The organism is Kitasatospora sp. P5_F3 (assembly GCF_054049135.1).
The window spans coordinates 203379-222834 of the sequence record NZ_JBFUMY010000010.1 but is presented as its reverse complement, the minus strand read 5'-3'; the positions used below and the strand labels follow the sequence as shown (position 1 = coordinate 222834).

General features: G+C 67.6%; 18 protein-coding genes and 1 pseudogene. 8 read left to right on the top strand and 11 right to left on the bottom strand.

Annotation, left to right across the window (positions count from 1 at the left end):
• The first annotated feature begins 272 nt into the window (after positions 1–272).
• Entirely contained in the window at positions 273–1223 is a 951-nt protein-coding gene (locus ACXJMZ_RS09185; protein ID WP_457029480.1) for a phosphatase PAP2 family protein, read from the top strand.
• A 125-nt stretch (positions 1224–1348) separates the two neighbouring features.
• On the opposite strand, the gene ACXJMZ_RS09180 is transcribed toward ACXJMZ_RS09185, so the two are convergent.
• Positions 1349–4351: a bifunctional [glutamine synthetase] adenylyltransferase/[glutamine synthetase]-adenylyl-L-tyrosine phosphorylase gene (locus ACXJMZ_RS09180; RefSeq protein WP_457029479.1), complete on the bottom strand. Its 3003-nt coding sequence runs from the start codon at positions 4349–4351 to the stop codon at positions 1349–1351.
• Positions 4352–4481: 130 nt separating this feature from the next.
• Between ACXJMZ_RS09180 and ACXJMZ_RS09175 the strand changes: the two genes are divergently transcribed.
• Positions 4482–5612, top strand: coding sequence for an acyltransferase family protein (locus ACXJMZ_RS09175; RefSeq protein ID WP_457029478.1), 1131 nt, complete (start codon positions 4482–4484; stop codon positions 5610–5612).
• On the opposite strand, the gene ACXJMZ_RS09170 is transcribed toward ACXJMZ_RS09175, so the two are convergent.
• Both ACXJMZ_RS09170 and ACXJMZ_RS09165 read right to left on the bottom strand, forming a co-directional pair.
• On the bottom strand, positions 5579–6784 hold the full coding sequence (locus ACXJMZ_RS09170; RefSeq protein WP_457029477.1) for a hypothetical protein: 1206 nt from the start codon (positions 6782–6784) through the stop codon (positions 5579–5581). The two genes, ACXJMZ_RS09175 and ACXJMZ_RS09170, sit on opposite strands and share 34 nt — an antisense overlap.
• A 189-nt stretch (positions 6785–6973) precedes the next feature.
• Positions 6974–7366, bottom strand: coding sequence for a MerR family transcriptional regulator (locus tag ACXJMZ_RS09165; RefSeq protein ID WP_457029476.1), 393 nt, complete (start codon positions 7364–7366; stop codon positions 6974–6976).
• Positions 7367–7483: 117 nt separating this feature from the next.
• Between ACXJMZ_RS09165 and ACXJMZ_RS09160 the strand changes: the two genes are divergently transcribed.
• From ACXJMZ_RS09160 to ACXJMZ_RS09150, 3 genes are all read left to right on the top strand, one after another.
• Entirely contained in the window at positions 7484–8149 is a 666-nt protein-coding gene (locus ACXJMZ_RS09160) for a class II aldolase/adducin family protein (protein ID WP_457029475.1), read from the top strand.
• A complete protein-coding gene (locus tag ACXJMZ_RS09155) occupies positions 8146–8532 on the top strand; it encodes a carboxymuconolactone decarboxylase family protein (protein ID WP_457029474.1) in 387 nt (128 codons plus the stop codon). Before ACXJMZ_RS09160 ends, ACXJMZ_RS09155 begins: the two co-directional genes overlap by 4 nt.
• Positions 8533–8707: 175 nt before the next feature.
• Positions 8708–10399, top strand: coding sequence for a serine/threonine-protein kinase (locus tag ACXJMZ_RS09150; RefSeq protein ID WP_457029473.1), 1692 nt, complete (start codon positions 8708–8710; stop codon positions 10397–10399).
• 11 nt (positions 10400–10410) lie between these two features.
• Here the strand turns inward: ACXJMZ_RS09150 and ACXJMZ_RS09145 are convergent, their stop codons facing one another.
• From ACXJMZ_RS09145 to ACXJMZ_RS09135, 3 genes and pseudogenes are all read right to left on the bottom strand, one after another.
• Positions 10411–10860, bottom strand: coding sequence for a hypothetical protein (locus ACXJMZ_RS09145; RefSeq protein ID WP_457029472.1), 450 nt, complete (start codon positions 10858–10860; stop codon positions 10411–10413).
• Positions 10861–11324: 464 nt separating this feature from the next.
• Complete coding sequence (locus ACXJMZ_RS09140; protein ID WP_457029471.1) at positions 11325–11726, bottom strand: hypothetical protein; 402 nt, start codon at positions 11724–11726, stop codon at positions 11325–11327.
• 560 nt (positions 11727–12286) lie between these two features.
• Positions 12287–12373 (bottom strand): annotated as a pseudogene (locus ACXJMZ_RS09135) (glutamine synthetase); the annotation flags it as partial.
• Between the two features lie 279 nt (positions 12374–12652).
• Between ACXJMZ_RS09135 and ACXJMZ_RS09130 the strand changes: the two are divergent.
• Entirely contained in the window at positions 12653–13261 is a 609-nt protein-coding gene (locus ACXJMZ_RS09130; protein WP_457029470.1) for a hypothetical protein, read from the top strand.
• A gap of 100 nt (positions 13262–13361) precedes the next feature.
• Here ACXJMZ_RS09130 and ACXJMZ_RS09125 read toward each other — a convergent pair whose 3' ends face one another.
• The 3 genes from ACXJMZ_RS09125 to ACXJMZ_RS09115 all read right to left on the bottom strand — a co-directional run bounded on the left by ACXJMZ_RS09125 (position 13362) and on the right by ACXJMZ_RS09115 (position 16038).
• On the bottom strand, positions 13362–13766 hold the full coding sequence (locus ACXJMZ_RS09125) for a hypothetical protein (RefSeq protein WP_457029469.1): 405 nt from the start codon (positions 13764–13766) through the stop codon (positions 13362–13364).
• Between the two features lie 518 nt (positions 13767–14284).
• The gene (locus tag ACXJMZ_RS09120) at positions 14285–14794 is read right to left on the bottom strand and encodes a hypothetical protein (RefSeq protein WP_457029468.1); all 510 of its coding nucleotides are present in this window, start codon (positions 14792–14794) and stop codon (positions 14285–14287) included.
• Positions 14791–16038 carry an AAA family ATPase gene (locus tag ACXJMZ_RS09115; RefSeq protein ID WP_457029467.1) on the bottom strand — a complete coding sequence of 416 codons (1248 nt, stop codon included), beginning with the start codon at positions 16036–16038 and terminating at the stop codon, positions 14791–14793. Before ACXJMZ_RS09115 ends, ACXJMZ_RS09120 begins: the two co-directional genes overlap by 4 nt.
• A 969-nt stretch (positions 16039–17007) precedes the next feature.
• On the opposite strand from ACXJMZ_RS09115, the gene ACXJMZ_RS09110 reads away from it, so the two are divergent.
• On the top strand, positions 17008–17448 hold the full coding sequence (locus ACXJMZ_RS09110; protein ID WP_457029466.1) for a GntR family transcriptional regulator: 441 nt from the start codon (positions 17008–17010) through the stop codon (positions 17446–17448).
• Between the two features lie 30 nt (positions 17449–17478).
• Entirely contained in the window at positions 17479–18027 is a 549-nt protein-coding gene (locus ACXJMZ_RS09105; protein WP_457029465.1) for an HD domain-containing protein, read from the top strand.
• Here the strand turns inward: ACXJMZ_RS09105 and ACXJMZ_RS09100 are convergent.
• Both ACXJMZ_RS09100 and ACXJMZ_RS09095 read right to left on the bottom strand, forming a co-directional pair.
• A complete protein-coding gene (locus ACXJMZ_RS09100; RefSeq protein WP_457029464.1) occupies positions 18024–18497 on the bottom strand; it encodes an NUDIX domain-containing protein in 474 nt (157 codons plus the stop codon). The genes ACXJMZ_RS09105 and ACXJMZ_RS09100 overlap by 4 nt on opposite strands.
• Complete coding sequence (locus ACXJMZ_RS09095; RefSeq protein WP_457029463.1) at positions 18494–19264, bottom strand: helix-turn-helix domain-containing protein; 771 nt, start codon at positions 19262–19264, stop codon at positions 18494–18496. The genes ACXJMZ_RS09100 and ACXJMZ_RS09095 overlap by 4 nt, the downstream gene beginning before the upstream one ends.
• Positions 19265–19456: the final 192 nt, after the last annotated feature.

Sequence of the window (19456 nt, the reverse complement as noted above, 5' to 3'; positions counted from 1 at the left end):
CGGCTGGACGTCGTTGGGTGGCTGGACGCTAGCGGCTGCAAAATGTTTCAGCAAGATGCAGAAAAGGTTGCAGTCGTGGTCTTGACCGAACCGTTGCCTGCCGACCGCCGAGGTGGGGGCCGCGTCGACCGAGCGCCCTCGAACGAGTCACAATGGACCCCATGTCAGACCCCGGTACCCAGCCCCGTACCCCGGAAGGGGGACAGGCGGTGAAGAATCCACTACCGCAGGATGAGCAGACGGCCACGAGCCGTCTGGCAGACTTCTCGCCCATGGGGGAATCGACCGAGCAGTTCGCAGCCGACGCCGCAGGCGGCCAGGCAGCGGCGCAGGCCGGTTCCGTCCCGGACGAGGGCCGTACGAGCCACCGGCCGGACGGAGCCACCCGCGCCGCCCAGTCCACCAGCGCCGCCGTGCGCGGCCGCATCCGCGACCAGCGCCGCACGCCGGCCAGGCCCCGGCTCTGGTTCGAGCTCGCGCTGATCGGGGTCAGTTACTGGCTGTACTCGCTCGTTCGCAACGCGGTGCCCGAGCAGGACGTCATCGCCCAGCGGCACGCGAGCTGGATCTGGGACATCGAGCAGCACCTCGGCATCGCGGTCGAACGCGGCGTCAACCATGCGGTCGACTCGGTCACCTGGCTGATCGTCGGGATGAACTACTACTACGCCACGCTGCACTTCATCGTGACCATAGGCGTGCTGGTCTGGCTCTACCGCTCCCACCCCGGCCGCTACGCGGCAGCCCGCACGGTGCTCTTCGTGACCACCGGCCTGGCCCTGGTCGGGTTCTACTTCTACCCGCTGGCCCCGCCCCGCCTGATGACCGGCGGCAGCTTCATCGACACCGTCAAGGTGCACGACACCTGGGGCTCGATGGCCTCCGGCGCGGGGGCCAGCGTCTCTAACCAGTACGCGGCGATGCCCTCGATGCACATCGGGTGGTCGCTCTGGTGCGGGCTGACCATCTTCTGCCTCGCCCGCACGCCCTGGGTCCGGGTGCTCGGACTGCTCTACCCCGCCGCCACCCTGGTGGTGATCGTCTCCACCGCCAACCACTTCTGGATGGACGCGGTCGGCGGCGCACTCTGCCTGGCCCTCGGCTTCGCGGCCGCCCGCGTGATCTACCACGTCTGGGTCTACCAGCTGCCCCGCAAGCGCGGCGAGCGCGAACACGACCTGACCGTCCCGGAACAGTGGGCTCTCACCAAGGTCGACCACTAGCCTTCTGCAGGCGCTGCGGGTCTGCGAAAGTGCCTGACCACCCACACAGGTGCAACGTTTCCTGAGGTCGGCGTCGCGGTTCCCCGAGCCCCTGGATAGTGCAACCTTGGGCCCTGCAGAATGGTTCAGCCGTAGAAGAGCTCCTCCACGACGGCCCGGGCCCGGCGGGTGGTGCGGCGGTAGTCGTCGACCAGCTCGCCCGTGTGGCCGGAGCCGTAGCCGAGGTAGCGGGCCACGCCGGCCAGTTCGCGGGCCTCCCCGGGGAAGCTGTCCCCCGCTCGGCCGCGGACCAGCATGACCGCACTGCGCACCCGCGACGCCAGCACCCACGCCGCGTCCAGCACCGCCGCGTCCTCCGCCGACACCAGGCCGGCCTCGACCGCCGCCGCCAGCGCGGCCCGGGTCCGGGTGGTCCGCAGCCCCGGCACCACGTGCCCGTGCTGCAGCTGGAGCAGCTGCACGGTCCACTCCACGTCCGCCAGACCGCCCCGGCCGATCTTGGTGTGGGTGGTCGGGTCGGCCCCGCGCGGCAGCCGCTCGGCCTCGATCCGGGCCTTGATCCGCCGGATCTCCAGCAGGTCCGCGGTCGGCACCCCGGCCCCGGGGTAGCGCAGCGGGTCGATCAGCGCCCGGAACCGCTCCCCCAGCTCGGGGTCACCGGCCACCGGTTCGGCCCGCAGCAGCGCCTGGGACTCCCAGACGTGCGACCACCGCCGGTAGTACGCCTCGTACGAGCCCAGCGTCCGCACCAGCGGCCCCTGTCGGCCCTCGGGCCGGAGGTCGGCGTCGACCAGCAGCGGCGGCTCGGTGGACGGCGAGGCCAGCAGCGTCCGCAACTGGTTGCAGACCGCGAACGCGGCCTTGGCGGCGTCCTGGTCCAGCACCCCGAGCAGCGGCTCGTGCACGAAGAGCACGTCCGCGTCCGAGCCGTAGCCCATCTCGCGCCCGCCGAACCGGCCCATCGCGATCACCGCCAGCCTGGTCGGCAGCTCGCCGTTGGCGCTCTCCCACTCGGCCACGCAGGCCCGCAACGCACCCTGCAGGGTGGCGGCGTTCAGCACGGTCAGCGCCTCACCCGCCGCGTCCACGGCGGCACCGGGCTCCTCGCCGAACCGGCCCAGCACATCCGCGGCGGAGGTTCGGAACAGCTCCCGGCGGCGGACCGCGCGGGCTGCCGCGACCCCGTCGGCGGCCGATCCGGCCCGGCCGACGGCGGACTGGATCTCCTGGGTCAGCGCGACCCGCCCGCGCGGCAGCAGGCCCTGCGGGTCGCCGAGCATGGCCACCGCCTCGGGGGCCCGGAGCAGCAGGTCGGGGGCCAGCCGCCCGGCCGAGAGCACCCGGGCCAGCTGCTCGGCGGCCGCGCTCTCGTCCCGCAGCAGCCGCAGGTACCAGGGGGTGCGGCCGAGCGCGTCGGAGACCTGACGGAAGTTCAGCAGCCCGGCGTCCGGGTCGGCCGAGTCGGCGAACCAGCCGAGCAGCACCGGCAGCAGGGTCCGCTGGATCGCGGCCTTTCGGCTCACCCCGGAGGCCAGTGCGGTCAGGTGGCGCAGCGCGGCCGCCGGGTCGGCGTAACCGAGCGCCTCCATCCGCGCCTTGGCCGCCTGGGTGGAGAGCCCGATCGCGCCGGTCGGCAGTTCGGCCACGGCGTCCAGCAGCGGGCGGTAGAACAGCTTCTCGTGCAGCCGCCTGACCTCGACCGCGTGCCGCCTCCACTCCCGCTGGAGCGCCGCCACCGGGTCGGCCCTGGTGTCGTCGTTGATCTGGGCGGCCAGCGACCGGGCCAGCCGGCGCAGGTCGGCCGGGTCGGTGGGCATCAGGTGGGTCCGGCGCAGCCGGTGCAGCTGGATCCGGTGCTCCATCGCGCGCAGGAACCGGTACGCCGCGTCCAGCGAGGCCGCGTCGGCCCGGCCGACGTAGCCGCCCGCGCTGAGCGCCTCCAGCGCCTGCAGGGTGGTGGGGCTGTGCAGCCGGGGGTCGGTCCGGCCGTGCACCAGTTGCAGCAGCTGCACCGCGAACTCGACGTCCCGCAGCCCGCCGGGGGCGAGCTTGAGCTGCCGGTCCAGCTCGCGGGCGGGGATCGCGTCCACCACCCGGCGGCGCATCTGCTGGACGTCGGCGACGAAGTTGTCCCGCTCGGCGGCCTGCCAGACCAGCGCGCCGGTGGCCTCGGCGTACGCGGCGCCGAGCTCGGCGTCGCCCGCCACCGGACGGGCCTTCAGCAGGGCCTGGAACTCCCAGGTCTTGGCCCAGCGCTGGTAGTACGCCAGGTGGCTGGCCAGGGTACGGACCAGCGGGCCGTTGCGGCCCTCAGGGCGCAGGTTGGCATCCACCGGCCAGATGGTGCCCTCGCCGGTGGTGTCCGCGCAGAGCCGCGTCAGCCGGGCGGCCAGCCGGGTGGCTGCCTGCATCGCCAGGTGTTCCTCGCCCCCCTCGCACGGCTCGGCAACGAAGATCACGTCCACGTCGGAGACGTAGTTCAGCTCGCGGCCGCCGCACTTGCCCATGCCGATCACCGCGAGCCGGCAGCGCCCGGCCGCTTCCGGATCCTCCTCGGTGGCGATCTCCAGCGCGGTCTGCAGGGTGGCGCCGGCCAGGTCGGCCAGCTCGGCGGCGGCCTGCGTCAGGTCGGTGGTGCCGCTCAGGTCCCGGGCGGCGATGGTCAGCAGACAGCGCCGGTAGGCGATCCGCAGCGCGTCCGCCTGGTCGGTGCCGGCGGTCCGCATCCGGCGCTGCAGTTCGCGCCGGAAGTCCTCGGTGCCGGGGTGGATGTCCCGGAGCTCGAAGGTGACCAGGGCGTGCCAGTCGCGCGGGTGCCTGGCCAGGTGGTCGCCGAGCGCGGTGGAGGCGCCGAGCACCGAGAGCAGCCGGTCGCGGAGCGGCTTGGAGCTGGTCAGGGTGTCCCGCAGGGTGTGCCGTTCGGCCGGGTCGAGCGCCTCCAGCAGCCGGCCCAGGCCGAGCAGCGCGAGGTCCGGATCGGCGGTCGTGCCGAGCGCGTCCAGCAGCACCGGGTCGTCCGCGAGATCGTGCAGCCAGGGCTCGCCGAGCAGCCCGACGGCGGCCTGCGGGTCGGAGAACCCCCGCCGCACCAGGCGTACTTCCAGCCGACTGCTCCGCTCCGCCACCACGGTCGCCTCTCTGCCACCCGTACCTGTCCGAGCACCCGCACGTGTTCGATACGAGCGTACGTGTGCGAGGGCCCGGCGGCCGTGGCCGACGTCCCGTCACTCCGCCACCCGGTCACCCGTTAACCCAGGTGTGCCCCTCCGACTCCCCTCCCTCACCGGACTGCGCTTCTGGGCCGCCCTGCTGGTGGTGCTCTATCACCTCTCCCGCCAGCTGGGTGAGTTGCCGCTGATCTCCCCGCTGGCCTGGTACGGCCGCAGCGGGGTGACCTTCTTCTTCGTGCTCTCCGGCTTCGTGCTGGCCTGGACGTACGCCGACTCCCCCGTGCCCGCGCTGGTGTTCTACCGCCGCCGGCTGGCCCGGATCTGGCCGCTGCACGTGCTGACCACCGCCGTCTCGCTGGCCGTGTACGCCGCGATCGGCGCCGCCGTCCCGCTGGCGGCCGCCCTCTGGTCGCTGCCGCTGCTGCACCCCTGGCTGCACGGGATGGTGATGGGCGGCAACCCGGCGGGCTGGTCGCTCGGCGACGAGGCCTGGTTCTATCTGCTCTTCCCGCTGCTGCTGCCGACCCTGGCCCGGCGCCGGCCGGGACCGGTGCTGGCGGGCTGCGCGCTGCTCGGCGTCCTGCTCTGGCTCGCCGGCGCCCTGCTGCCCGAACCGGCGCTGCGCAGCTGGCTGTTGGACTACCTCCCGCTGAGCCGGACCCCGCAGTTCGTGCTCGGCGCCGCAGCCGCCCTGGCGCTCCGGCGCGGCCTGGTCCGCCCGCTGCCGCTGCGCCCCGCCGTGCTGGCGGTGGCCCTCTTCCACGCGGCGCTGATCCCCTGGCACCGGGCCGTCCCGGACAGCCTCTGGTACGGGCCCTACTCCGCCGCGCAGCTGCTCTCCGCCCCGCTGTTCGCGCTGCTGATCACCGCCGCCGCCCAGGCCGACCTGCGCGGCGGCAGCGGCTTCGGGCATCGGGTGTCGGTCCGGCTGGGCGACTGGTCGTTCGCCTGGTACCTGGTGCACGAGATCGGCTTCCGGACCTGGCTGGCCCTCTCCGGCCGCCCGGCTTCGGGCGCCGCCACCCTCGCGGTCTGGCTGCTGCTGGCCGGCGGCAGCCTGGCCGTGGCGGGAGCCCTGTTCCGTTGGGTGGAACGGCCGTTGGAGCGCCGCCTGCGTGGCGGGACCGGCCCGGGAACGCGACTGCCGCGCCCCCGAGGACCGGGAGCGCGGCAGGTGACGGAGGGTCAGCCCTCGTTCGACGCGTCCAGGTTCACATAGGCGTAGAAGACGCCCAGGTTGTAGCCGTCCTTGTCGGTGTCCACCGTCGCGGTGATGTCGGTGTCACCGTTGCGCAGGATGTGGGAGATGTCCCAACGGTTGGAGTCGTAGCCGAAGTTGTTCCGGTTGTACGGCACCCGGACGAACTGGTCGGCCGGCGTCAGCTCCTCGATGGTGGAGTTGAACGCGTCGTTGGAGAAGTGGTTCTGGTCGGTGAACTCGGTCTTCGGCCCGGTGGTGGACTTCGCGAAGAAGGTGTCGCCGGTCCACTTCAGGTCGCCGTCGTAGACCACGTAGCCGAGCTTGGCGTGCAGCTCACCGACGGCGGGCGTGACCAGGCCGTCCAGCTTCAGGCTGATCTCCGGGCTGTCCGGCAGCTCGGGGACGAAGCCGTCCCAGAGGTGGATGTGCCGCAGCGGCTTGCACGGGTTCTCGTACGCGACCACGATCGTCCAGCCGCCCCAGCTGTGCGGCTTCACCACCGAGTCCATGTTGGCGACGGTGTAGGTGCCGTTGCCCTTCGCCTTCACCATGTCGGTGATGTCCGCCGAGGCCTGGTAGCTGCTCTCCGCCTCGGTGGTGATGTACCCGATCGACGGCTGGTCGTTGGCGATGTTGGTGTAGGTGCTGTCGCCCGGCAGCTTGAGGTAGACCTCGTCGATCTGGCTCTCCGGCAGCACCGTGCCCTCGATGCCCCGGGTGCCGCCCCAGTACAGCCGGGCGTACTTCACCGTCGAGTCCGGGAGCAGCCCCAGGTCGGCCGAGCTGGCGGAGTAGATCTCGTCGCCGAGCGGACCGATGGTGCCCGGGTCGATATTGACGTACTTCATGTAGTAGTTGTTGTTGATCGGCCGCGAACCCTCACCGGTCCTGGCCTGCTCACAGGGCGGCTGCGCCGGGTCCAGCGGCGGCTTGGTCTCGTCACAGGTCATCAGCGAGTTGCTGATCCGGGTGATCGAACCGTGGAACTGCTCGCTGAACCGGGTACTCATCGGCAGCACGTTCTGCTGGAGCACGTCGTCGCCGACCCGGTGCTGCCCGCCCGAACCACGGGCGTCCGCGATCGGGCTGGTCAGGAGCTGGGCCGCGACCGCGACCAGGGCCGCACCCGCGATACCGGCGCGACGCGCCAGCCGACGGGCGCCGACGGCGCGACTAACGGTGGGGGGCATGTGGGCCTCTCGGATCGGGAGCCGCGCGTTCCGTCGCGGCCTGCCAGTGAGGGTGGACAGAATCCATCGGAACACAACCCTCCGTCACTGGCTAAACACATACCGCCATCAGTGAGTGCGTCGCCCGGGGTGGCCTGACCCACCGTCAACCTCCCGCCGGGGCCGCCGGAGTACGCACCCCCGCCGAGGTCACTGCGGCGTGTCCGGCGTCCGCCATGCCGCCATCTGCTCCCCGAACTTCGGGCACCTGACGATGTCCTCCTCCCCGCACTGCAGGGCGTGGGTCAGGAGCTGGTGGGCGTGGTCGAGATCGACCATGCGCTGCTCGACCTCGGCGATCTTGCTGCGGATCATCGCCTGCCGGTGCGGCTGCTCCCGTTGGAACTCGCGGATCTCGGCCAGCGTGAGGCCGGCCTGCTGGCACTTGCGCAGCAGCACGATCCTCCCGGCGGCCTCCGGCGGATAGCGCCGCTGCCCACCCTGACGTTCGGGCTCGGGCAGCAGACCGTGACGTTCCCAGAACCGGATCGCCGAGGCGGGCACATCGGTGATCCGGGCGAGTTGACCGATCGTCAATCGCACTCTCCGTACCCCTCTTCGCCTCGGCTTGACTTAAACCTTAGTGCAAGTTGAAGAGTGGTCGGCAGCTGGACAGCGGCGCATCGGCGACCGTCGGCAGCAGACCAAGGAGATGCCGCGATGACAGAGACAGCAGCAGTGAGCAAGCAGGCCCACCAGCTCGTCGAGGCCGCCGAGAGCCTCTTCACGGCAGGGGTGATGTCCCACTCCGGGCACGCCAACCTGAGCGCCCGGCTCGACGGCGACCGCTTCCTGCTGACCCCGGGATTCGTCCGCGGCCTGCGGCCCGAGCAGCTGGCGACCGTCAGCCTGGACGGGCAGCTGCTGGCCGGCGAGCTACGGTCCGTCAGCACCGAGATCATCGCCATGCACAGCGCCGTCTACCGCGCCCGCCCCCAGGTGGGCGCGATCATCCACACCCACTCCCCCGCCGCCACCGCCTTCGCCGTGGCCCACCGGCCGCTGCCCTGCCGCACCGAACCGATGCTCCGCTTCGGCCAGCCCGAGGACGTCCCGGTGGTGCCCTGGGGCCCGCGCGGTTCGGACGTCTCGGTCCGCGGTATCGCCTCGGTCCTGGAGCTGCGCCCGACCACCTCCGCCGTACTGCTCGCCAACCACGGCCTGCTGGTCTTCGGCCCCGACTCGGCGGCCACCGCCCACCTGGTCGTCGCCATCGAGGAGAGCGCCGAGGCGGAGCTCGCCGCCGTGGCCCTCGGCGGAGCGGTGGACTTCCCCGCCGGCGCCCTGGAAGCCGTCCGCACCTCGATCGCCCGGGTCGCGTCATGACCGACCACACCCCCGCCGACGCCATCCGCGACCGCTACCGCGGCACCCTCGGCACCGTCCCCCAAGGCGTCGAGGACCGCCTCCAGCTGGCCCAGCACCTCGGCCGCCTCCCCACCGAGGACGCCCTCGCGGCCCTCCGCCACATCGTGCTGACCGACAACCCGCTCGGCCCCCGGGTCCAGCAACTCGTCCACTTCGGCCAGCTCCTGGCCCTCAACCACCCCACCCCGGCCCGCATCCATGCCCGGGGCGCCCTCCACACCGGCGCCACCTTCACCGACCTGATCGGCGTCACCGAAACCGCCCTCATCACCGCCGGTGTACCGGCCTACGCCCTCGGCACCGAGATCGTCGCCGAGCTCCTCGCGGCGGAACGGGCCTGAAAGGCCCGTCCGGCCTGACGATCTGACGACTGCTCAATCTGGCCCTTCTCTCCGCACGGTCTGATCGGGGGGCAGCTCGACCGGCGCCGCGCCGCCCGGGGCGCGCCGGACGGCGTGCGGCAGCAGACTGGGAGGAGCAGCTCGGGGACACCATGGGACGGACAGTGGGTTCGGCATGAGCTCTCAGGACGATGGTGCGCCCGACGTCGGCCGGGTGGTGGCCGACCGCTACCTGCTGCAGGAGCAGCTGGGGCGCGGCGGGATGGGCACCGTCTGGAAGGCCCGGGACACCAAACTGGAACGCTTGGTCGCCGTCAAGGAGCTGAGCGTCAGCGGCATCCCGGAGCGCGAACTGCCCACTCTCAACTCCCGGATGCAGCAGGAGGCCAGGGCGGCGGCGAAGATCAAGCATCCCGGGGTGATCACGGTCTACGACGTGCTGGAACAGGACGGTCGGCCGTGGATCGTCATGGAGCTGATCGACGGCCGTTCCCTGGCCGACGTGATCGACTCCGAGGGCACCCTGCTCCCGCGCGACGCCGCCAAGGTCGGCGAGCAGATGCTCGCGGCGCTCGACCAGGCACACCGGCACGGCGTGCTGCACCGGGACGTCAAGCCGGCCAACGTACTGCTGGAACGTGGCGGTCGGGCGGTGCTCACCGACTTCGGCATCGCCCTGCTGGAGGGCGCGCCCGGACTCACCCGCACCGGCGACATCGTCGGCTCGCCGGACTACGTCGCCCCGGAGCGGGTCAACGGCCACCGCCCCGGCCCCGAGTCCGACCTGTGGTCCCTGGGCGCCACGCTGTACGCGGCGGTGGAGGGCCAGTCACCGTTCCACCGCACCACCACCATGGGTACCCTCCAGGCGGTGATCGCCGACCCGCTCCCCGAACCCCGGCACGCGGGCGCCCTCGCTCCCGTCATCGAGGCACTGCTGCGCAAGGACCCGGCCGAACGCCCAACGGCGGACCAGGCGCTGGCCATGCTCGCCGAGACCGCACTCACCGGCACAGGCACGGGCACCCACCCGACCCAGCCCCACGCCCCGACCCAGACCACACCCCCGACCCCGATCCAGCTGCCCCCGGCACCGGGCCCCACACCGCCGCCTCCGGCTCCCCCTGCCCCGAGTCCCCCGGGCCCGCCCGGCGACGGCCGCCGTCGCCGAACCCTGCTGGTCGTCGGGGGCGCCGTACTGGCTGCGCTCCTGACCGGTGGTGTGGTGTTCGCGGTGGTCAACAGCGGCTCGGAGGACGCTGCCCAGAACACAACCGTCGTCGCCCCTGTGACCACCCCGCCGAGCTCTCAACCACCGACGACCCCMGCCCCGATAACCCAGCCCCCCATCTCGCAGACGCCGACCTCACAACCGCCGTCCAGCCCACCCAAAGCCTCGCCGCCGACCTCCGCCGCGCCGACCGTACCGGCGGCACCGGCGGGCTTCCGCTGGGTGGACGATCCGGCCGGCTTCCGCGTCGCGGTCCCGCAGAACTGGACCCGCACCGAGACCGGCGGCCAGATCGACTACTCACCCGACGGCGGGCTCCACCTGCTCCGCTTCGGCATCGGCCCCGGCGCAACGCAGAGCTCCGAGGCACACTTCCTGGAACTGGAACAGACCGTCGGCCAGCAGACCGACTACCAGCGGATCACCCTGCAGGCGAACGTCTACCAGGGCAGTTACGGCGCCCTGTGGGAGTTCAGCTGGACCGACGCCAAACGCGGCCCGCGACACGCGGTCGACCAAGCGTTCGTCGCGACGAACGGCACCGAGTACGCGATCTACCTGGCCTCGCCGGAGGGGGACTTGACCACCACCCAGCAGCAGTTCGCCACCGTCCTGAACACCTTCCAGCCGAAGTGACATCACCCTGGTCAACCGACCTCCGACGATCGACTGCCGTTGCGACGGCCCCATCGCGCGTAGCCCCGCTCGATCTCGGCCAGGTACTGACGCAGGTCGAAGCGAACCTCCCCAACTACCCCGCCGTCGACGCCGGGGTACATCAGATCGCTCCAGATGACGACCTTGCCCCGCAACCGGATCCGGACCTCAACCCCCGCCTCCCCGCCGGACGCCTCATCCTGGACCGCCACACCCACAGTCCGGGCCCGGTCCGTCGGGTAGAGCGGCCCGCCGGGCCTGAGCAACTGACTCGGAGGGCCACCGACCGCGTGAGCATTGCTCCGCGTGATCAGGTCGAGGCCGTCGACAAAGAGATACGTGTGCACGGCACCACACAGCGGTATCCCAGGACAGACACCGATCAACAGCAAACTGACCGCACCACGCTCCAGACGATCAGTCAGAGCGGCACGCACCACACGCGGGGCCTTACGCGGCATCCGACCTTCGCGACATCATGAACCCGATCCTAGGCGCGCCCCCGCTCCGTCCGGCAGCCCTATTTCCTACCGCCCACCGAACCGGCCGCGCCCTCCGTCATCCGGTCCTCCCGCCGACTGCCCGTCACGTACCACCTGTTCTGGCGCGACTGTGACACAGCTCCAGGCTGCACCACAGCATCGACAGATTACAGTCCGCTGAGCGGAGCAACTCTGACGTGCCATCAGTTGGTAGCCCACCGCTCGTGGTCCGCCACTGGTCCGGATCATGATGATCGGGCCTCTTCGCCCCGAAGCAACTCGGACACCTGATCGACCTGGGCACGTAGTGCCACTGACCTGTGCTGATAGTCCGTGAGTGTCCGTGGAAGTACCTCGCTGTGCGCCCCCGTTGTGGCGCAGTTAGACGCTCACAACAGCGCTTGCTGGCCTGCGCATCGCTGTCACCAGTCACGCCACTCATCCGTGATCGCATGTCGGTCTATGCCGTGGCGCGCTGTAAGCGCTGAAACGTCATTGCCGCTGTTCGCTAGCACCTGGTCGATGTAGTCGCACAGTTGCTCTCGCTCGCCGGTCTCGTAGGCGGCATGATCGAAAGACTCGTTGACGGCGTTCAACGCGAGCACTACGCGCTTGACCACCTCCAAGACTTGCTCGTCCGATGGTTCTGCGAGCGCACGAACGTCAGTCTCGAAGTCCTGGAGGACGGCATCTGTGGCGGCCGAAAGCGCCTCCGGAAAGAGGCTCGCCATGTAGGCCTGCTCGGGATCAAGAGTGCCTGCTGCAAGCTCGCGCGCCTCCTCGGCTACGCCTTCGCGCCAAGTCCTAGACGGTCTGATCATCATGGTCGGACCATAACGGTCGACGCCGACACCACCGCCTCCGGAGGGCGGGAGGTGCTCACAATGAGCGACCTGCACGAACGCGGCCTTGGCTGGGGTCGACTAACCAGTCCGCCAAGGGCTCTGACTGACCGCTACGTACCGCACGATCTGGCATGGCTGTGGCACGGCTGGGTTCCCAGTGGACTGACTGCCTAGTCTGCGGAGAGGCGAAGAGAGCCCCTGGCGTAGATCTTCTGGCGGCCCGCTACCTGAACGAACATCCGCACCCGACTCAAGTCCTTGTCCGGCCAAGTTCCGGATGCGGCGGAGACCATTGCCTGAGCCATGTCCAGCGGGAGCGCCCAGCTGGCCTCGTGGTGAGGCTGCAACAGGTGGGGGAGGGGAAGGTCCCCGATGGTGGTGCCTTCGGGAAGGTAAGCGACCCCGTTTGGAATCTCTGCTCCAAACTTGACCACTTGCGCCGCCAGCCGCCCCTTGAGAGACCAAGAAAGCTCCGGCTCAGCGGTGATGATCCGCTGAGCCGGAGCCCTCTTACGTTCGGTGAAACCCGCTGACCTGGGCTACAGCACCTGGAGGTTCTTCCGCAGCTCGAACGGCGTGACCTCGGAGCGGTACTCCTCCCACTCCTGGCGCTTGTTGCGCAGGAACTGACGAGCCGTCCGATCGACGTGCGGCTCTACCCGGCCGCACGCTCCGGACCTGGGATCGAGCCGTCGGCGACTGTCGTCGCCGGTTGCCCTCGGTTCGCCTCGCACGGCCCACAGACGGCCCGGCGTAGTCCCTGACGCCCGGAGAGCGCCTGCCCGAGTGGCGATCCGTTCATCTAGATAGCGTCCTGGTCCGGCTCATCTCGGTACGCTTGCCCCGCCAAGAGGTATCGGGCCGAAAGGATCACAGTGCCACAGCGAGACCGATCGGACCTCCTTATGCTGCTTGAGGAGAATCTCAGCTTTCTGAAGGCGTCGTCAGCCTCGTTCGATGAGGGTTTCGAAGCTGAGGCGAAGCGCCTCGCCGTGGCCCTGCGCGTACTGCTTCACAACACACAGCAGAGCCACTCATTGCTTGACCAGCTCGGCGTGAAGCATCAGATGACCTTCATGGACACGGCCTACCACATCGACCCGACCAACCTATTGCCGAGTTCGCCCGGGCTTGTCATTATGCAGGTGACAGCAGGGGTGGGAGCTTCCTACGTCCCGCCGCTCGATAGGCTCCCGCTTCCGCCCAACCGGATCAACCCGCCTGCTACCTTCGACGCATGGTGGACTGAAGACATCGCGCGTGATTCCGATGGCACGCTATGGTGCAGGAAGAAATTCGTCCTGACTATGGCAAACAAGGAAGGCGGGGCACACGTTGACCCGAACCTGAATGCTGCATATGAAAGCCTTGCTAAGCACAACGGGCTCGGGTTCATCTTCTTCTACAGCGGCGCCAATCTGCCCCTTAGCGGCAATATGGTGGCCGCGTCTGTCCGCCAGATCTCCTATGAGCTTCTAAAGACAATTGAGACGTATGCAAGTCTCTTCACGTAGGTGCCCAGGTTGTGCCGTCACCATCGCCTCCTTTCAACATCCAAGGCCACGAGGACTGATAGCACACAGGCGACCCATCAGCCTCGTCCACGACCGGTATTCAGCCCTGGGCATGCCGGTCGTAAATAGCATTCATCTGCCCCACCCAGAACTCTAGCCTGGCCGACTCCGAGGCTCCCTTCGGAAGGAGGCCGCGCCGTCGAGCAAGCTCGTAGAAACCAGGGCCAGCGTTGTTATCGCCCAGATAGTTCACCAGCGCAGAGATCATTAGCCGTGAGTTGTCCGGCACGTCCCGCTCAACGATCAGTCCGAGCAAATGCCCCATCGCGGCGCGCTCATCGGGCCGCTCGAAGTCAAAGCCCCCGAAACCCGTACGCCTCATCAGGGTCGCGTTCAACTCGGTGTACGTGGTCACCTTGTGCAGTCGCGCCCGCTCCACGAGGAACTTGTACCCGGCCTCGACAAGTTGATCCCACTCTTGCTCGCTGCGGCCCCACACGGCCATGCCGTCCCCTTGTCGCCGTCTCCAGTGTGTAGTGAACGTACTGCACCGCAGCGGCCAGCCACTCGCCCCGGCCCCGGCGGGTCTCGCCACCCACCCACCTTCCCCCGCCTGGCGCGGCCGGCGCCGCCGAAGCGGGGCGAAGAGAGGAGCGACGGCGAGCGGCGGGCCAGCGCCGCGAGCCTTGATTAGGTAGCGAAACTGGTACCAGCCCATCTTCACCTCGCCCCGCTCGTTCGGACTGCGGCTCTAGATCAGGCCACGCTCATCGCCCACAGGCCGGTCATCCACTACTGACGACGGACTCATAAGTTCGGCCGAGCACCCTCCTGCCAGGGAAGGAAGTGCACCTGCGACGGACTTCCAATGCGTCCACGGGCTCGACTTGCCGCGACTGCTTGCCTTCGTCCAAGCGCACCCGCAACGCCCAGCCTGTGGCTGCCTAGAGGCGCCGCAGCCACTGCGCCTCTCCTCATGGCCCAGCCTGATAAATCCCTACCTGCGTCGGCGTTGCCGACTATCTAGCTGCCCGGGGAAGTCCCATGAACCTCGTCCGAAGACAGGATCAGAACATCGATGCTTTCAGCGACCTCTTGCCTCACATCGTAGGAGAAGTCGTCCTCGTCGTTGCTGAAGAGCACCCTGTCGACAGACCCCGCAGCCGCACCAAGAACCACTTGGTCTTTCTTGTTTCTCGGGATCAATAATCTGATCCCCTCGCGTAGCTTCTGGTCCGGCCGCGGGGAAAACCCAACCATCCCAAAACGCATGTATCGCGCCAGGAGTATCAATGGGAGGCTCTGCGGTGGAAGAGTCGCGAGATACTCTGCATAAAGAGTGCTTGTTTCTATCGCAGGGGCCTTCTTGCCGTTGTCATCCAGCACCCAAGCTGCACCTTTCTGCTCAGCAATCCACGCCACAAGAGCGAAAGCCGAATCGTACAGCGGATAATCATCACGGCAGGAGTGAGCTAGCACGTTTGTATCTATTACAAAATCAGTCGCGCAGATCTCGGAGATTTCCCTAGTCACGCGCGCTTCTTTCTCGACTGAGCCACAGCGAGCGCAAAAGAATCTTCAAGCTGCTCTTCAAAGAACCCCACTGGCCATGCGGATGGCTCGACCTCCGCCATGCCCCCCATAGGGATTCTTTCAATTACAGTGCGACCCTCTTCCTTGTCAAGGAAGTAAACTGCAACGTCACCACTGTCGATCCTCCCCTCAGCAATCCTCCTTCTAATTCTCAGCAGAACGTGCTCACTATGCGTCTCTACAATCACCCTCTTCCCATGTACTGCCGTCTCAATGAGAAAGTCCGATACCTGGCATTGCTGGGCAGGGTTTAGATGAATCTCGGGCTGCTGCGAGATCAAGGTTCCGCCGACTGGCGTAATAGCGCCTTGAACGAGCATCGGAAGGAGCTGCGATAGTCCAATTCCGCAGTGCGCGAGGTTTACCTCCGTCGTAGATCTCCCCTCCGGGCGAAGGTGAACCTGGAAGAAATCCTCTGCTGGCGCAGAGAACACCAACTTTCCATACCCGAGAGCCTGCAGCCAGCGATTGACTGACTCGTGAACCTCATCATCTGCCCTACGAAAAAGGAGCTCTGGGGCAAATTCTCCATCGCGGCCGACGTCGGTTGGGGGCTCCGCAGAAACCCGATAGGTCCGCTTAGGGAGCGACCTTAGCGGGCCCAGATAGGAAATTGACTTCAGGCGGTTCTCGATCTCATTATTGACATCCATATGGAGATCCACGAGATCATTTGCTGCCACATACCAGTGCCTAGACTTTTTCCACCGATCCTCATCTTCCCGCCATGAGCTCGGCATCCCTAGCGCGCCATATCCACTAAAGAGGAACCCTTCTGGGCGCTCTTCTCGGAGAGCCTTCCTGAGTCCCGAAACCTCCCGCAGTGGCCTGCCGATCGATTCGGACGTGGGAAGAATTGGTGACGCCACATTATAGGTGCCGTCCGCACGAAGCGATCGCATAATAAGCGATGCATTGCCCGAATCCACCACTCGATACTTTGACAGAGCAATCTCACCCCCGCCGCCTTCAGAGAAGGAGACCTCCAAGGCACGGGGGACTGCAACCCTTTGCCGCCGTTGACCGAAGAAGCTCTCTGAATCCAGCCCAATGGAAAAGGTGAGCTTTTTTTCGGAATTGTGATCCGTAATTAGATCCCGATATGTTCCGGCATCAAAAATGGCGCCGCTTGTCAGCAGGGCAGTTCGGGGATTCCTGGCCTCCAGCGTCTGCCGGAGCATCAACAGCGGAGCATATGCCGACGTCTTCCCGACATTATTCCTTCCAATTAGAAGAGTAAGGCGCGGAAAGTCTAGCGATGTAGGCCTAGAGAAGCCTCGAAAGTTGTTCCATTGCACAGACCAAGGTTTCATTTTTCCCCTTCTACAATGAAGAACAGGAGGCGCGCCATCGCCTGGAATCTTGTTGGCCAACTTTAGACCATCATCGAATGGCGTGCACCAGTCCGCATTGTGCTGGATGCTCCTGTTTCACGGTAGCGGCATCCAGCGGGTGGTGGAGCGGTTTTGGCCGGTGTGCTGTCTGGTCTGGGTCCGAGCGTGATCGGGGGGCCGCAAGCTCATCGCGTCTCGGTCAGGGCTTTTGGGCCTGACCGCAATTTGGCCGAGTGGCCCCCCGGTCTTGTTCGGTGCGGGTCCCGGTCCGGACAGGTGGGTAAAACCGTGGAACCACCCGCCGCCAGCCACGGCGGGGTTGGGCCACCCTCGAACCGTTCCTCCGCCTGGCGCGGCCGGTCGCCGCCGAAGCGGGGCGAAGGCAAGACCGACGGCGAGCGGCGGAGGCCGCGCGCGGCCTTGACGTCGCAGAGAAGATCTCTGCGCAACACTGCTGCCTCGGCCGCTTCCTGGAGCCAGCCAACGCTGGGAGGGCAGTGATGGCATGTTGATCTGATCACCCATCACCCGCTCAGTGCGACACCGGTCCCCGACCAGCCCTGCTGGTCGGGACCAGTGTCGCGGAGCGCGTGAACGCTGAGCTCCGGTGACGGTGAGTCCACACCAACTTTCAAGCGCATCGCGGCTATTGCCGCTCATCTGCGCGCTTACCTCCAGGCTCTGAGCGTTCCGCGCATGTTCCACACCAGCGCCCTCACCCCCCGACGGCCAGGGGCTTCGGCTCCTCAGGGAAGCTGGTCACCGTACGCTCTCATCGTCCATCCTGGTCAGGAATCGATCGTACGGAAGGAGTGGCCAGTGTCCGAGCGGAGCCCGCGCGGCACGTACCTGCGCATTGCCGACGCACTGCGCGCAGAGATCATCGGTGGCTCTCAGATGACTGCGCTGCCGTCCGAGGCGGAGCTGATGGGGACTCACAGCGTCGCGCGAACCACCGTGAAAAGGGCCTTGGATGTGCTCGCGAGCGAGGGGCTCATCAAGTCTCAGCCTGGGGTTGGCTGGATGGTCGCCGGCCAAGACGGCAAGCCGCCCATCCTCGACCAGCTCACCGCCCTGATCGGACCGGACAAGCTCACGGCTGGCGACAGCTTCCCGTCCGAGAAGGACCTTTGCGCGTTGACGGGCGCATCGCGTGGCACCGTCCGTCGGGCACTCGCTCAACTCGAAGGCGCAGGAGTCCTAGAGGCTCGCCACGGCAAGGGCCGGCACGTTCGGGCACTGCCGACCAACCACAACTGACACGTCCCCGCTTCAGAACGGACCTCAACTGTGTGGGCCTACGACCTCGCCGAATCCCTGCTCTCTGACGACCTCCCTCGCCGCTGGGCCCATTCCAAGGGGGTAGCCGACCGAGCCCGCTCGTTGGCTCCGATCCTCGGCCCGGACGCCGAACTGCTGGAAGCCGCCGCAGTGCTCCACGACATCGGCTATTCCCCTCGTATCAGCGACACTGGCTTTCACCCGCTGGACGGGGCACGGTTCCTGCGTCAGGTCGAGAAGGTGGACGAGCGCATCGTCCGCCTCGTGGCCCACCACTCGTGCGCACTGCTCGAAGCAGAGGAGCGCGGTCTCCGCCAGGAGCTGGAAACCGAGTTCCCTCTGGAGGAACCCCGCCTGGTCGACGCGCTGATCTACTGCGACATGACGACCACCCCTGACGGCACCTCGACCACGACCCCGGCAAGGGTCGCCGAGATCGTGGGCCGGTACGGCCCGGACAGTATCGTCGGGCGGTTCATTCGCCGCGCCGAACCCGAGATCCACGCCGCCGCAGAGCGGGTGGAGCGCCGACTCGCTCGAACGGACGAGAGGGCCTAACCGATGTACGGCCGGACCCTCTCGGGCTCAAGGCCGTGCTTGATCCGGAGTCTCATCGACTGGTGAATCTCCAGGTCTCCGAGGTCCGCTGGGGCTACCCAGCGGACCTCTTTTGATTCCTCGCTGGTACGAAGGGCACCGCCGATCGGGCGGGCCCGGAAGCAGATCGAGAACTGTTGCCGGACCTCGCCGTCGTCGTACGCCATGACGTGGTCGGGGTCCGTGTACAGCCCTGTGACCGCAATGACCTCGACGTCGATACCCGTCTCCTCCCGGACCTCACGCACTACGGTCTCGGCAACGGACTCTCCGACGTCGTGACCGCCCCCGGGAAGTGCCCAGAGGTTGTTGTCCGTCTTGTGAATCAGCAGCAGCCGTCCGGTCTCGTCTGTGACCACTGCGGTCACCGACGGGACGACCGAGTTAGCCGGCGGCGCTTCCGGATCGTGGTAGTAGTCGACGCGGCTCATGCTGCCTCACTCGCGAACGCAGGAGATGTGATCGTCCGAGCACTCTCCCAGATTCGCTCGATGCTCGCCGCGTAGGTGCTGAACAGCTCACCGCCTGGGACCTGCGAGAGATGGAGAACAGGCGCAAGGTAGGCGCCTACGCCGTAGACGTGGCCGTTGACGAGCATGTCGTCGTCGGCCCGGTACAAGGAGTTGTAGAGCGTGGTCGAGTGGAGCCGGAACTCAACTCCTGGCACACCGAACAGCGGTGCGTAGTTGGCCAGCGCGTTGCGAATCTTGCCTGCCATCGCTGGGCCGATGCCCTCGTCCTCACCGCGCTGGGCCACGCCAGCGGAGTCGGGGTCGCCCAGCATGAGCCGCACAGGCACACCTTCACCCGCCTTCTCTCGGATCAGCCGGAAGAAGAGCGGGTCTTCGGACAACCAGAAGCCTGCATAGACCGCCAGGTCGAACTGTCGCCTCGCGCCGGCGTAGAGCGAGGTCCACAGCTCCTTCGGGACGACCGCGCGATGCGGGTACAGCGTGACCAACTCCGCCCTGCCCGCCTCGATGGTTTCAGCGCTGGTCTGTTCGTCTGACCAGAGCTCAGACAGATCGCGCTTCAGCAGGTTCGCCAAGGCGTACTGAAAGCGTCGGTATGGACGGCGCTGGTCCTTGGCCTCCACCCACCGTTCAACCGTGCGCGCGCTGACGCCGAGCCTGTCCGCGATCTGCTCGACCGTCAGGCCACTGGCCAGGATTGCGCCTCGGAGTCTCTCGTTGGCCATCTCGCCCTCCCCTGGACGAAGTTGTGCCGCTTGGACGATGCGGGACGACTTGACCGTAGCGAGGTCGGGCTGAAGCCGTCCAGTGCCGCCGTATCTCGACATGGCCCAACGGGCGAATCTAGTGATGCGCGGTCGGGAAGCTCTCCGGCCCAACCAAACGAAGGACTTGACGCAGCGTCACTCTCACGTCAT

Excerpts from the sequence above, each read along its gene's own strand:
- ACXJMZ_RS09185 (WP_457029480.1), top strand. The coding sequence starts at position 273 with ATGGGGGAATCGACCGAGCAGTTCGCAGCCGACGCCGCAGGCGGCCAG.
- ACXJMZ_RS09170 (WP_457029477.1), bottom strand. The coding sequence starts at position 6,784 with ATGCCCCCCACCGTTAGTCGCGCCGTCGGCGCCCGTCGGCTGGCGCGT.
- ACXJMZ_RS09160 (WP_457029475.1), top strand. The coding sequence starts at position 7,484 with ATGACAGAGACAGCAGCAGTGAGCAAGCAGGCCCACCAGCTCGTCGAG.
- ACXJMZ_RS09155 (WP_457029474.1), top strand. The coding sequence starts at position 8,146 with ATGACCGACCACACCCCCGCCGACGCCATCCGCGACCGCTACCGCGGC.
- ACXJMZ_RS09140 (WP_457029471.1), bottom strand. The coding sequence starts at position 11,726 with ATGATGATCAGACCGTCTAGGACTTGGCGCGAAGGCGTAGCCGAGGAG.
- ACXJMZ_RS09130 (WP_457029470.1), top strand. The coding sequence starts at position 12,653 with ATGCTGCTTGAGGAGAATCTCAGCTTTCTGAAGGCGTCGTCAGCCTCG.
- ACXJMZ_RS09125 (WP_457029469.1), bottom strand. The coding sequence starts at position 13,766 with ATGGCCGTGTGGGGCCGCAGCGAGCAAGAGTGGGATCAACTTGTCGAG.
- ACXJMZ_RS09100 (WP_457029464.1), bottom strand. The coding sequence starts at position 18,497 with ATGAGCCGCGTCGACTACTACCACGATCCGGAAGCGCCGCCGGCTAAC.
- ACXJMZ_RS09095 (WP_457029463.1), bottom strand. The coding sequence starts at position 19,264 with ATGGCCAACGAGAGACTCCGAGGCGCAATCCTGGCCAGTGGCCTGACG.